Genomic DNA, 13,771 nt, shown 5'->3' on the forward strand with positions numbered 1-13,771 from the left:
AAACACACGGTGTCCGAGGGCGGTTGACAGTCCTTAGGCCGCCTTCGGACGGGCGACAGCGCAGGGACGGGCTCCGAGGGTGATGAGGCGAAGCAGCCCGGCCGGCTCGAAGTGTCAAGAGGTGCTTCCGCACTTCGGCAACCACGTTGTTGCCTCACTGCCGCTGACGGGTCGGGGGCGTCCGGTTGGGCGGGCGAGATGGGCGCCGCCGCGTAACACGGTCAAGCCGGGCCGTGATACGCAGCGACGGGCGGCCTACAAGCAGCTGACGGCCTCTTCGTAGTCGAGGCGGGGCAGCCGCTCGAACCAGGGGTTCTCGCCGGGCTTGCCGATGTTGACCACGAGGAACGACTTCAGACGTCCGTCGGGGAAGAACTCCTTGTCCACCCCTTGGGCATCGAAGCCGCCGAGCGGTCCAGCGGCCAGTCCCGCCGCGCGGACGGAGAGCAGGAAGTATCCGGCCTGGAGCGCCGAGTTGAAACGGGCCTGCTCCTGGTGCAGCACCGGATCGGCCTCAAGCACGTCCTTGAGCTCGGGCATGAAGGGCAACAAACGCGGAATGTGCTCGCTGTACCGGGTGTCGTATGCCAACACCGCTATGACGGGGGCGGAGGTGCTCTTGGCACGGTTGCCCTCGGCCAGGTGGGGGATCAACCGCTCCTGGGCCTGCCCGGTACGGAGGAAGAGCACCCGCAAGGGGTTGGTGTTGGCCGAGGTCGGCGGCCACTTGGCCAATTCCCAGATGGCTCTGAGGGTCTCATCGGGGACGGGCTCGTCGGTGAAGGAGTTCGCGGTGCGCGCGCCGGTGAACAGCAGACGGCGCGCTTCGGCCCCAAGGGCGAGGTTTCCCTCGTACAGGTCGGGCGTCGGTGGTGTGTTCATCGTGAGGGGTTCCTTTGCCTATGTCGTCGTTGTCGCGGGAAGTCGCGGGTTGCCGTGGGGGGCGTATTCGGTGAGCTGTGGTGGATTTCGGGAAGGGGTGAGCCCGGGTGGCCGGGGACGGCCACCCGGGAACCTCGCCGGGTGTGGTCAGGAGGAGTGGCGTGGTGCGGGGTGGACGATGTGCTTGATCTCCTGGAACTCTTCGAGGGCGCGTTCGCCGTTGAGGCGTCCGACGCCGCTCTGCTTGAAGCCGCCTTCTTCCATCTGGTCGACGATGACGGCCCAGGTGTTGGTCCATACGGTGCCGGCGTCGAGTTCGCGGCCTACGCGCAGGGGGCGGTCGACATCACGGGTCCAGATGCTGGCGGCGAGCCCGAATTCGGTGGCGTTGGCACGTTCGATGGCATCGGCCTCGTCGTCGAAGACCTCGAAGGTGGCGACGGGTCCGAAGATCTCCTGCTGGACGATGGGACGATCCACGTCCTGGACCTCGATCAGGCTCGGCCGGACGAATGCCCCATCGGCGAGCGGACCCTCAGTGATTCGACCGCCGCGCACCAGCACATCGGCGTACTCGGCCGCATCGGCGACCTCCCGGTCGACCCGCTCGGCGTTCGCGCGATCGATGAGCGGACCCATCTCGCTGGTCGGGTCACTGCCGGGCCCCACCTTCACCGCTTCCAACGCGGCGGAAAGCCGGGAGCGCACTTCGTCGGCCACACCGCGTTGCACCAGAACCCGACTGCCCGTCATGCAGAACTGCCCGGTGAAGGTCGTGATCGCCTTCGCCAGGACGGGCACGGCGGTGTCCAGGTCGGCATCATCAAAGATGATCATCGGGGTCTTGCCACCCAACTCCAGTGACATCCCCTTCAACGAGGCAGCAGCGTCGGCCATGATGCTGCGCCCGACATGGGTGCTGCCGGTGTAGCTGATGACGTCGACGTCAGGGCTGGCGACGATCAGCCGGGCGCCGGCACTACCGGACTCGCTGAAGGCGTTGAACACGCCCGGGGGCAGGGACGGAGTGCCGCCGATGATCTCGAACAGCAGACTGTTGGTGAGCGCGGTCTGCCCCGGGAGCTTCAGTGCCACGGTGGCGCCGGCGGCCAGCGCCGGGGCGAAGGACCGCACGGACAGGATGACCGGTGAGTTCCACGGCGCGATGACACCGGCGACCCCGACGGGCTGGCGCAGGGTCATCGAGTACAACCCGGGCTTGACCTCCACCGCACGGCCGGACTCGGTGAGGGCGAGCGCACCGTAGTAGCGGATCTTGGAGATCGTCAGACCCACTTCGAGGGCGGCCTCGGCAGGGATCTTGCCGTTCTCGCGGGACAGCAGGGCGATCAGCTCGTCCTGGCGAGCGGCCAGCCGGTCAGCCATCTCGAAGAGCGCCGCGGCACGCAGATCACGGTCACGGGACCAATCACCCGTCGCGAAGGCACGACGGGCCGCGTCGATGGCCGCTTGGGCGGCGTCCGCGCCGCCATCCGCATAGGTACCGATCACCGCACCGGTGGCGGGATCGAGCGACTCCGCGGTCCTGGGTGAATCGACCCACTCGCCGTCGATGAAGTTGCGCGCGTGGACCGTGTCGGTGGTGGTGGAAGACATCAGGGGTTTCTCCTCACACCTGGGCGTTCGAAGCGACGGTGACCAGGTAGTCGGTGGCGAGGCCCACAGAGCGGTTCTGTCTGGGTCTCGCATCTCCGTTGCGGCCAGTGAAACATAAATATAGTTAGTTTCGCAACGAACCATACAGCACGTCGATTCGCTTCGGAGCTGCACGTTCTCAGCGAGTGACCGGCAACACCCCGCCGCACATGGCATCGCTTGACCCTTGACCGAAAGCATGTTTATCTTCGTTGCAGAACGAACTAAATACACAACAGCACACCACCCCGCGCAGCCAACCGCTTCCGGGTGTTCGATCAGATCCCGTGTAACTCGTTCACCCTGTTGGGTTTGTTTGGTTCGAGTGTGTTGGTGTCGGGAGTGCCTGGGTTTGTGGGTGCTCTGTCTTCTTCAGTCAAGAGGTGTGGATCATGAGTGATGTGCAGAAGCCTGGTACGCCGGTTGATCGGCATGGGTTGGGTGCGGCGGGTATGCCGTTGAACACGTTGGCCGACTACCGCCCCATCCCCGCTGATGGCTACGGTGCGTTGTTCCTCCCGGATCGGATCGCCAAGGGCTATCACGTGGAGGAGATCCACAACGGTGCCTACTACGTGACGTCGGGTGCGTACGACACGATGTTCGTGCGTACGGGCAACGGTGTGGTGGTGGTGGACGCTCCGCCGCTGTTGGGCACGAATCTGAAGAAGGCCATCGCGGAGGTCACCGATGAGCCGGTGACGCATCTGATCTACAGCCACTGGCATTCCGACCACATCGGCGCGGCCGGGATCTTCGCCGCGGACAAGCCCAAGGTCATCGCGCATGACTACACCCGCGAGATGATCCAGCGCTGGCCCGACCTCGGCGGCGAACGCGGACTGCCCCTGCCCACCGACACGATCACCGAGAGCGACACCCTCGACGTCAACGGCGTCCGGTTCAACCTCGACTACCACGGCGTCAACCACACCCCGGGCAACATCTTCATCTACGCACCCGAGCAGAAAGCGCTCGCCGCGATCGACATCATCAGCCCCGGATGGTCCGCGTTCAAACACTGCGACGCCTCCGAGAACATCCGCGGCTGGGCCGAAGCACACGACTGGATCCTCGGATACGACTTCAAGGGCGTCGTCTCCGGCCACGTCAACCGCTACGGCACCCCCGAAGACGCCCGCGCCTCCCGCGACTACACCAACGACATCGTCACCTTCGCCAAAGAAGCCCTCGACCACGGCCAAGAGTTCGAATACATCGAGAAGATCGGCTTCTCCAACGCCTGGGTCCTGTGGGAGAACTACTTCAACGAGATGACCAACTACGTCACCAAGAAGACCCTGGAAAAGGTCACCGACAACGGCCAGACCTGGGCCCAGCGCCTCGCCGGAGCCGACGTCATGACCAAGTACCACGCCTACTCCATCCTCGAAGCCCTCCGCCTCGAATACGGCATGGTCTCCGGCTTCGAAAAGCTCATCATCCCCACCGGAGAGTGACCACGGCAGTACAGGGAGTACGGATTCGGGCCCGGCAGACTGATGGCCGGGCCCGTCCCGCAACGGAGGGACTCCGGATATAATTCGTTGTGAAACAAACCTTTTGGAGAGGCCATGAGCCTGAAGTCCCATGAGGCGCGTCCGGCCGCGATCCCCGAGGTCGACGCCGCCCACTCAGAAACATCGAGAGAAGTCTCCCCGTCCCGTCCGCTGAACCGCACCGAGCGGGCGGTCTGGCTCGGACTCCTCTCCACCCACATGCGACTACTGCGCACCCTCGACCATGAGCTGGTCGCCGCCGAGCGCCTTCCCATGTCGTCCTTCGAGGTGCTGCTGACACTCGCGGAAGCCCCCGGGGGGCACCTGCGGATGAAGGACATCGCCGCCTCCCTGCTCATCAGCCGGAGCGGACTCACCCGCATCGTCGACGACCTCGAACGACAGGGCTTCGTCGAGCGGCGCAAGTGCTCGTCCGACGCCCGCGGATTCGACGCTGTCCTCACCGACGCCGGGACCAAGGCGTACCGGCGCGGGCGGAAGGTGCACCTCACCCACCTCCGGCGCGAGTTCCTCGACAAGCTCACCCCGGAGCAGCTCACGGCCATGGCCGAGATCTGGGAGACCGTCGGCTTCGACGAACACGCCAACGACTGCTGATCGGAGCCCGCTGCATCGGCGGGCTTCCCCTCCCGGCCGCCTCCGACAGCCGGCTGCTCACGGAAAGCACCACACCCACATGACCGACTACGGACACGACCTTCGGTTCGGCGCATTCCTCACGCCGACGGCGGACGGCCACGACGACCTCGTACGGCTGGCCGTCCTGTCGGACCAGATCGGACTGGACCTCATCGGCGTCCAGGACCATCCCTACCAGCCGGCGTTCTTGGACACATGGACCCTGCTCACCCATCTGGCGGCCCGGACCGAGCGGGTGTCCCTGTTTCCCCACGTCGCAAACCTGCCCCTGCGTCCACCTGCGGTCCTCGCCCGCTCGGTCGCGACCCTGGACATCCTCAGCGGCGGCCGGGCGGAACTCGGCATCGGAGCCGGCGCCTTCTGGGACGCCATCGCCTCTCTCGGCGGACCCCGCCGCACACCGGGGGAAGCCGTCGACGCACTGGAAGAGGCCATCACGGTCATCCGGGCGATGTGGACACCGGGCGCCGGCGCTGACTTCGCCGGTCGTCACTACTCCCTCGACGGTGCCCGCCCCGGCCCCTTTCCTGCACATCCCATCGGCATCTGGATCGGTTCGTACAAGAAGCGAATGCTCGAACTCACCGGACGGCTCGGCGACGGCTGGCTCCCCTCTTCGGCGTACGCGCCCCCGGCCGCCCTGGCAGCGATGACCTGCACCATCGACGACGCCGCCCGTGCCGTAGAGCGCGACCCCGCCGACGTCCGACGGGTCTACACCGTCACGGGGCGTTTCTCCCGCCTCGCATCGGACGGCTTTCTCACCGGACCGCCCGAACAGTGGGCACGCCAGTTGACCGACCTTGCCCTCACGCATGGGATGAGCGGCTTCGTACTGGCACCTTCCGGCCCTGACATCGAACGTGAGCTGCGGATCTTCGCCGAGGAAGTGGCCCCGCTGGTCCGTGCCGCGGTGGGCGACGCGCGTGGGGAGCCCTCCCCCGCCGGCCCCGAGAACGCACACCCGCGTACGGTTCTCACCGCGACTGGCGCCGACCAGGACGCCCAGGCTCCGGCGCCCGAGCACATCGACCTCTGGTCCGCCGACCCCCTGGACGAGGCGACCCGGCCCCGCGCCCCCAAGCAGCAGTCGGCGGGGTCCTCCCACCCCGGCAGCACCGGCACTCGACTCGTACGCATCCATGACAGCCTGCGCCAGGAGATGCGGCAGATCAGGGATGCGGTGGCCCAGGTGGCGGCCGGTCAGCAGGACGCGGCCTCGGCCCGCTCGATGATCAATAGCCTGACGCTGCGGCAGAACTACTGGACCCTCGGGTCCTTCTGCACCGCCTACAGCCGGACCCTGACCACGCATCACACCATCGAGGACCAGTACATGTTTCCCGAGCTCCGGGAGAAGCAACAGTCCCTGGGCCCGGTGGTGGAGCGACTGGAGCAGGAGCACGAGGTCATCGCGGAAGCCCTGGCCCGGCTGGACGCGGCGCTGGTCGTCCTCGTCCAGGACGACGGCCATATGGGCGAGGTACAGGACATCGCCCGCGTAGTGGACCGTATCCTTCTCTCCCATCTCGACTACGAGGAGGCGGAGTTGGTGGAGCCGCTGGACCGACTGCGCATCAACGTCTGAGGCGCACATCGCACACGCCGCGCGGAAGCCCGGTCCGGTCGATGCGCTCTGGTCAGGCAGCGACACATGCTCTATGTCTTGTCGTCATGGATGGTGTCGCGTGGCTCGTGTGGAGTACGGGTGGGCTTCTGGTGCTCGTGAACCTCGGCATCGGCGGACTGGCCCTGTGGAGTTACCGTTCCGGCCTGCGCGTGACTCGACGGCTGCTGGCCACAGATGAGTTGGACGTCTATCACGCGACCTGGCTGACCGGCCCGGGCTACGGCATCTCCGCGCAGTGGAGCAGGAGGGACACCGGGGCCGAGGTGGCGCTGCGGTCGTTGATCGCCGACGGGCTCGTACGGCTCGACACCGATGCGGGGATCGTGCCGCACGAGGAGACCGCACCGGAGACTGCGACGCCTCCGGAGCATCCCGTCACCCGTGAGGCTTGGCGGTTCACCCGTGCGGCGTGGTCGGATGCCCGGCCGGTGACGGTGAGGGCGCTCATCGCCGATCAGGCGTTCACCTCGGTGTGCACATCCCATGCGGAGCGGCTCGCCGAACAGCTGCCGGCGTACCGCACCGGGCATGCCGACCGCCGCGACCGCACGCTCTTCGGCGCAGGGCTGATCGGCGCCGGATGGATCACGCTCAACACCTGCTTCGTCCTGGTGCACACCGTCTTCCTGGGTGAGTCCGATGTCCCACCCCACGAGGACCCCGAGCTCCTCATGGGGGTGATGACGGCGACGTTGGGCACCGCAGTCCTCTCCCTGGTGCTCCTGGTGCCGTTGCACTTCGCCATCTGGAACGGCTGGCAGGATCGATGGCCCCAGCAGTTGCGCAGGCACTGTCAGGCCCTGCTCCGTCAGGAGTCCCGTGGCTGGGTGCCCCTCATGCAGATACCGCGCGGCAACTGATCCCACCCGGTGGGGAACCGGGTCGACCCGGGCCGGGACGCCGCGTTCCCAGGGGGGTGAGGCGAGGTGGCGGCCGTGCGGGGTTGGTGGGTGAATGGAGCGGTGGCCCTGGCCTGGGTCTTCCAGCGGTGTGCTCGTGGAGGGATCGAAGATGGCTGCTGATGCGCCCGTCACCCCGGTGCTGGAGGAGGCCGCGGCGGAGTTCGCCGCCGCCACCGCAAATCCGCCGTACCTGTTCGACCTCGGGCCGGCAGAGGGGCGCAAGGCCGTCGACGAGGTCCAGTCGAGCGACATCGCCAAGCCCCCGGTGGACGAGGAGTGGATCACGGTCCAGGGCGGCCCGACCGGCTCGGTCAGAGCCCGCATCGTCAAGCCCGTCGGTGCCACCGGCCCGCTGCCGGTGATCATCTACATCCATGGAGCCGGGTGGGTCTTCGGCAACGCCCACACCCATGACCGCCTCGTGCGCGACCTCGCGGTGGGCACGGACGCCGCGGTCGTCTTCCCCGAGTACGACCTGTCCCCCGAGGCCAGGTACCCGACCGCCATCAAGCAGAACTACGCCGTCGCCCGCTGGGTCGTCACCGACGGCGCCACCAAGGGGCTCGACCCGACCCGCATCGCGGTGGCGGGCGACTCCGTGGGCGGAAACATGAGCATCGCACTGACCCTGATGGCCAAGGAGCGCGGCGATGTTCCACTACGCCTTCAGGTCCTCTTCTATCCGGTCACCGACGCCGCGTTCAACACCTCCTCCTACCACCAGTTCGCCACGGGGTACTTTCTGCGCCGTGACGCCATGCAGTGGTTCTGGGACCAGTACACGAATGACCCCGCCCACCGGAACCAGATCACCGCCTCCCCACTGCGGGCCAGCACCGAGCAGTTGACCGGTCTGCCACCGGCACTTGTCATCACCGCCGAGGCCGATGTGCTGCGCGATGAAGGCGAGGCGTACGCCCGCAGGCTCCGACAGGCGGGGGTAGCGGTCACCGCCGTGCGCTACCAAGGTGTCATCCACGACTTCGTCATGCTCAACGCCCTCCATGACACACAGGCGGCCCGGGCCGCGGTCGCCCAGGCAACCGCCGTCCTGCGCGCCGCGCTGGACACCGCGTAGGACGGTGTTCGAGCAGACGCGCCGGGGTCCAAACGTGCTCAGCAACCGGACGCGGTCGTCGGTGAGAGCCGATGAGCAGGTACTTCATCGGCCCGGGTGCAGTGCGGGACCGTTCCTTCCGCGGACCAGTCCATTGGCCTAGCGTCCGTTTCACCCATGGGGTCGACAGGGCACAGCCACAGGGTGAAGGGCTCCCACCGTCTCGTTCGGCAACTGCCCGTGCTGCTCATCGTGGTGGGCGTGGCCATCGTGCTCACCACACCGCCGCGGTTCACCGCCATACCCGTGTTCGCCGCGGCGCCGCTGGTGGCCGCGCCGTTCTACTCGTTCAAGGGCACCCTGTGGACCGGTGTGACGTCGACTCTGGCGGTGGTGGCCCTGCACGCCCAGGAACGGACGGTGGACGAGGTACAGGCGTACACGGAGGAGTTCACCCTGCTCACCGTTTCCGCGCTGGCGCTCGCCATCAATGTGACGATCCGACACAGCGGTGAGCAGTTGGCGTCCGCCCGCGAGATCGCCCAGGCCGCACAACGCGCCGTGCTGCCCTCCCCCGCGAAGGAGGTCGACGATCTCCTGGTGGCGGCGAGGTACCAGGCCGCGGTGACCGATGCCCTGGTCGGGGGCGACTTCTTCGCGGTGCAGAACACGCCTTGCGGCGCCCGGGCGGTCGTCGGGGACGTGCGCGGGAAAGGGCTCGGTGCGGTCGGTATGGTCGCGGTGGCCGTGGGGACCTTCCGCGAGGCGTCCGAACGGGAAGACCGGCTGGAGGCAGTGGCGGACTGGCTGGACGGCGCATTGGCGCGGGAAGCCGAGCGCCAGTGCGGTGAGGAGGCGGGCGAATCGTTCGCCACGGCGGTCCTGGCCGAGATCCCTCATCGAGGTGGTGTCGTACGGCTGATCAACCGGGGCCATCCCGCCCCGCTGCTGCTGACGCCCGGTGGCGACCCCGAGTCACTACCCCCTGATGGGTACGCGCTTCCGCTGGGGATGTCGGAGGTGGTGGGTGAGCCCTTCCAGGCGCAGGAGTATGAGATCCCGCGGAATGCAACGCTGTTGCTGTACACCGATGGGCTGACGGAGGCGCGTGATGCCAACGGTGTCTTCTACGATCCGGCCGTCGAGTTGGTGGGGAAGACGTTCAGCGATCCGGACCTCCTGTTGGACTGGGTGGTGAACGATGTGTTGCGTCATACCGGTGGCCATGTCACCGACGACATGGCCCTGCTCGCGCTGACCTACGTCGCGCCCTCTGTCGATGGAAACGGCAGACTTGACGGGCACAGCGGGCGCGGCAGCGTGTGACCGATCGGTCGGCCGAAAATCTCGCCCGGGGAAACACCAGCGGCGACCGCACCATCCCGTACCGCACCATGAGTGTGCCTGCGGCACGATCCCTTCGGCTGCAACCGTCCGAGCTGGGAACGGCTGCAAGCCGGCCGATGCGCCCTGAGGAACTGACTCCGCCCCAGACCATTCGCCCCACAGGGGCTTTCGCCTGACAGGGGAAGTACGATCAACCGATCCACACGGCGGTTCAGCCACGAAAAATGGCCGATTCCCCATCGGTGGGCCTTATAGCCTGCCACTCGGTCTTCACCGGGAAATCCCGACCATCACACCGTCATGCACTTAGGGCGACTCTCCCACCTCAAACCCGGATCAATTGATCGACTAGGTTTTGGCTGGATGTCTGCGTCGGCTTTCATTCCGCCGGGAACGACACTGCTAAAGTCTCCTTTCTGTCCAGCTGTCCGGTTGTTGACCGCGCTGGGAGTGAACGGGGGATTCGGTGAGGATCATAAAGCGTGCCTCGGAACGTCCCGCATCGCTTTCCAGCGTCCTTCTGCGATAACTGCTATTAGCAGATTTCACTATCTCGTCCGCAGTCTTGCGGCATACACGATCCGAACTGCACAGATGTCCTGTCTCAAGAGTCAGTTGTGCACTCAACCCACATGCCTCCCCCAGTCCACTTCGGAGGAGATGCCTTTGTCCATCCAGACGCAGTCATCCCGCTCCATGCTCGCCCGCGGTCTGAGCATTCTGCGCTGTTTTCGATCAGGTGAACCAGAACTCCCGCTGTCCGAAATAGCCCGCAGGGCCGACATGCCCAAAGCCACCGCCCACCGGATCATTGCAGAACTCCTTGAGGAAGGGATGCTGGAGCGCGGCGAGAAAGGACTGCGCCTCGGTGTGGCCCTATTCGTCCTCGGCGCACGAGTTCCCCGTCAGATCAAACTCCGAGATCTCACCTTCCCCTACGCCGAAAAGCTCCACCGCCTCACCCACGGAAGCACGTTCGTCTTCATCTCCGATCTCTTCGGCCCGGACGCGGCGCTGGTGGACGCGGTACGCCGCGCCTACGGCCCCGGGGCCGGGCCTGACGCCGAAGCGGAGAACCGCGCCTCGGCCCTGGCCGCGACCGGCATCTTCCATGCGTACGGAGGAAGCGGGGCCTTCCCACCACGAGGCGTACCAGCGACGGTGGAGGACAGGGCCCGGGTCCTGGCACAGGGCTTCGCCGTCGTCCGTGGTGCCACCGGTGCCGTCGGAATCGCGGCACCCTTGCTGACCGCGCCGAGCACGGCCGTCGGGGCGTTGGCCGTCGCGGGGCCGGTGGACCGGCTGCAACCGGCACGGGTTGCAGCACATCTACGGGCGGCGTGCGCGGCGGTGTCACGCGTACTCCAAGGGACACCGGAGTTGGTACCGGTGTGGTGAACCGCCTCCAGTAACCTCCCGAACGGCCTGCCGACGCCGCGTCGGGCCGGGCACGAAACCATCGTGTCCCCGAGAGCGGCATCGAGCCCTGGGGCGGCCAGGGCGAGCCCGCCCGCACGAGCCCATGGGGCTCGCTCCAGTTCCGCGGTGTCGTACGTCCCGCGGCATCCACCGTTCTCCCGTAGTGGATGCGACGACCTCACCCCCGTCGCGCCGTCCACAGTGAGGGCAGTAGCCGTCCCGCCAGATACTCATCACGCGCGGCCGTGAGAGTACGTCGGATGAGGTCAACCGACTCATCCCCGTAGATCCCGGCGACGCTCCCCCGGAAGATCCGCACCACCTTGAGCCGCTCCGCGAGCAGTGTCACCGCCCAGCTCCCCAGATCGTGCCGCACCACGTCGACGAACCCCGCTCGCTCCAACTGGCGCTGACGTTCGGCGGCGGGCGTGGTGAAGAAGACGCCGTGTGGATGGGTCGCACGGAACGCCTCCGACGGGCCGTCAACACCAGGGGTGAGACTCACCTCCTCGGTAAGCACGAGCAGTCCCGCCGGGCGCAGCATCCTTGCGGCCTCACGCACGACCTCACCAGGCTCGGGGAAGTGCGGCATCGAGCCCGTCACCACCACGGTGTCCAGTGAATCCTCAGGCAAGGGGACGGAGGTGGCGCAGGCGCAGATCTCCGTCAGCTCGGCTCGCCCCTGTGAACGGCTGATGCGTCGACTGACCGCACAGTGCTCGGCGACGAGATCGACGCCGTACGCATGCCGGACGGCGATCCCCCGCGCGGTGAGCCGGTCGACGAGATAGCGCAGGGCGCCGCCGAAGCCGCTGCCCAGCTCGCACAGCTCCACGGGTGCGCCGTGCAAGACGGTCTCGGCCCCGGTGCTCATCGCCTCGACGACCAGATCGCAACCTTGCGGTCCGAAGTGCCCCATCTGATCGAGACCGAGCAGCCCACTGGGTCCCGAGTCTCCGGTGAACTCGACGATGGACCGTTCGGTGCGCTCCCAATCGTGGAGTGCGGGAAAGAGCTCCCGGTGATAGCGGTACTGCGCTTCGGCTCCGGGCGTCGCCCCGGCTGAGGCGGTCAACGTCGCCGCCCCACGGCGCGGGCCTCACCGGGGGGCACGGACCGATCGGGGGCCTTCGGCCGCGTCACCGCGGGAGCGAGCGACGGCACGGTGGGCCACCCCGGCAAGACGTCGGCGCGGGTGGCAGCCGGGGGGTTTGCGGTGTTCGACACGGTGATGCTCCTCGGTGCGGACGATCGCGGCTCATGGGTGCGGCACCGGTAGCGCTCATGGCGGTGCCGGAGCAAGGTGCCGAAACTCATCGGGTACGGCGGCGCAGACGGCGTCCAGTACGGCGAGCGCCTCCTCGACCTCTTCGTCCGTTGCGACCAGCGGTGGGAGCAGCCGGAGCACTTCCGGCTGGCCCAGGCACGGGGAGACCAGCAGGCCGTGGCGGCCCAACTCCAACAGGACGTCACCGGCGACGGCGGGATGGGCGAACTCGATGCCCCACAGCAGTCCCCGCCCGCGTACGTCGGCGATCAGCTGCGGATGGCGGCGGGCGAGGTGTGCGAGTCCCGTGGTAAGCAGTGCGGCGAGGTGCTGACCCCGCCCCGCCAGCGCTTCCACGGCAACGAGCGCCGCCGTTCCCGCCGCCGCGCCCAGCGGATGCCCGGAGAAGGTGGTGGTGTGCACGAACGGATCGGCGGCCAAGGGTGCGTAGAACCGCTCGGTGGCCACCACTGCGGACACCGGACACACTCCGCCGCCGAGCGCCTTGCCGAGAAGTACGGCGTCGGGACGCAATCCGATGTCGGTGCTGACCAGGGGCGGGCCACATCTGCGTAGTCCGGTTTGGATCTCGTCGACGATCACGAAGGCGCCGTGCTCGTGTGCTGCGGACGCCAGCGCATGGAGGAATCCGGCGTCCAGCGGGCGGACTCCGCCCTCTCCTTGGACCGGCTCGACGAGGACCGCGGCTACCTCTCCGGTGGCGAAGGCTCCGGGAATCGCCGACGGGTGCGCGGCGATGTGGGTCACTCCGCCCAGCAGCGGTTCGAGCGAGTGCCGGTAGCGCGCGTTCCAGGTCGCGGCGAGGGCTCCGAGTGACTTGCCGTGGTAGGCGCCTTCGACGGCGATGACTCGGGTGCGGCCGGTGGCGAGGCGGGCGAGTTTGAGGGCCGCCTCGACGGCATCGGAGCCGTTTAGCCCGAGCCACACCTTCGTCAGCCGCTCCGGATCGACGTATGCGGCCAGTGCGGCGGCGAAGTGGGCGGTGGTGCCGTTGCCGAGGACCCGGGTGGAGACCGGCATCGCGTCCAACTCGGCGCGCACCGCGGCGACGACAGCGGGATGGCGTTGTCCGAGTAGCGTCACGGCATAGCTGCCGAAGTCGAGCGCGCCCCGCCCGTCGGAGAGCTTGAGGCGGGTTCCCCGCCCGCTCGATTCGATCGCCCCGGAGCCGTTCATGCCGTAGACGAGTGCCAGTTGGGGCGAGAGATGTCTGCGGATGGCGTCGAGCGCACCGCGGGCGGTACCGGGTCCGACGGTTGCGGTCATCGGTCCCCTCCTCTCCTTCTGCCTGCCGGCCCGGCTCCCGCCGTGGTCCGTGATCCGAGCCGCACGGCCCACAGACCGCCCCGACCGCCCGACCGCCCGACCGCCACCCATGCGGGTGAGGATCGGTCCGGGGGCTGTTGCAGGGAGACTCTGCGGTCAGCCTTG

The 13,771-nt window shown here is 67.5% G+C and carries 11 protein-coding genes; 7 read left to right on the top strand and 4 right to left on the bottom strand.

The window, feature by feature from the left end; genetic code table 11:
• Nucleotides 1-255: 255 nt before the first annotated feature.
• Both OID54_RS04795 and OID54_RS04800 read right to left on the bottom strand, forming a co-directional pair.
• Nucleotides 256-882 (bottom strand): malonic semialdehyde reductase, encoded by a 627-nt coding sequence (locus OID54_RS04795; protein ID WP_329014388.1) that lies wholly within the window; start codon nt 880-882, stop codon nt 256-258.
• A gap of 147 nt (nt 883-1,029) precedes the next feature.
• Nucleotides 1,030-2,499, bottom strand: a complete 1,470-nt coding sequence (locus OID54_RS04800; protein ID WP_329014391.1) for an aldehyde dehydrogenase family protein — start codon at nt 2,497-2,499, stop codon at nt 1,030-1,032.
• Nucleotides 2,500-2,930: 431 nt separating this feature from the next.
• Here OID54_RS04800 and OID54_RS04805 point away from each other — a divergent pair, with 431 nt between their 5' ends.
• From OID54_RS04805 to OID54_RS04835, 7 genes are all read left to right on the top strand, one after another.
• The gene (locus OID54_RS04805) at nt 2,931-3,998 is read left to right on the top strand and encodes an MBL fold metallo-hydrolase (RefSeq protein ID WP_329014394.1); all 1,068 of its coding nucleotides are present in this window, start codon (nt 2,931-2,933) and stop codon (nt 3,996-3,998) included.
• A 114-nt stretch (nt 3,999-4,112) separates the two neighbouring features.
• The gene (locus tag OID54_RS04810) at nt 4,113-4,655 is read left to right on the top strand and encodes a MarR family winged helix-turn-helix transcriptional regulator (RefSeq protein ID WP_329014397.1); all 543 of its coding nucleotides are present in this window, start codon (nt 4,113-4,115) and stop codon (nt 4,653-4,655) included.
• A 79-nt stretch (nt 4,656-4,734) separates the two neighbouring features.
• Nucleotides 4,735-6,285 carry an LLM class flavin-dependent oxidoreductase gene (locus tag OID54_RS04815; protein WP_329014400.1) on the top strand — a complete coding sequence of 517 codons (1,551 nt, stop codon included), beginning with the start codon at nt 4,735-4,737 and terminating at the stop codon, nt 6,283-6,285.
• Nucleotides 6,286-6,371: 86 nt separating this feature from the next.
• Nucleotides 6,372-7,187, top strand: coding sequence for a hypothetical protein (locus tag OID54_RS04820; RefSeq protein WP_329014403.1), 816 nt, complete (start codon nt 6,372-6,374; stop codon nt 7,185-7,187).
• A gap of 151 nt (nt 7,188-7,338) precedes the next feature.
• Nucleotides 7,339-8,307, top strand: a complete 969-nt coding sequence (locus tag OID54_RS04825; protein WP_329014406.1) for an alpha/beta hydrolase — start codon at nt 7,339-7,341, stop codon at nt 8,305-8,307.
• 183 nt (nt 8,308-8,490) lie between these two features.
• Complete coding sequence (locus tag OID54_RS04830) at nt 8,491-9,612, top strand: PP2C family protein-serine/threonine phosphatase (RefSeq protein WP_329014409.1); 1,122 nt, start codon at nt 8,491-8,493, stop codon at nt 9,610-9,612.
• Nucleotides 9,613-10,299: 687 nt separating this feature from the next.
• Complete coding sequence (locus OID54_RS04835) at nt 10,300-11,031, top strand: IclR family transcriptional regulator (RefSeq protein WP_329014412.1); 732 nt, start codon at nt 10,300-10,302, stop codon at nt 11,029-11,031.
• A gap of 199 nt (nt 11,032-11,230) precedes the next feature.
• Here OID54_RS04835 and OID54_RS04840 read toward each other — a convergent pair whose 3' ends face one another.
• Both OID54_RS04840 and OID54_RS04845 read right to left on the bottom strand, forming a co-directional pair.
• Nucleotides 11,231-12,127, bottom strand: a complete 897-nt coding sequence (locus tag OID54_RS04840; protein WP_329014415.1) for a class I SAM-dependent methyltransferase — start codon at nt 12,125-12,127, stop codon at nt 11,231-11,233.
• A gap of 207 nt (nt 12,128-12,334) precedes the next feature.
• Nucleotides 12,335-13,606, bottom strand: a complete 1,272-nt coding sequence (locus OID54_RS04845; RefSeq protein ID WP_329014416.1) for an aspartate aminotransferase family protein — start codon at nt 13,604-13,606, stop codon at nt 12,335-12,337.
• Nucleotides 13,607-13,771 lie beyond the last annotated feature (165 nt).

It is taken from the genome of Streptomyces sp. NBC_00690, from assembly GCF_036226685.1.
GTDB lineage: Bacteria > Actinomycetota > Actinomycetes > Streptomycetales > Streptomycetaceae > Streptomyces.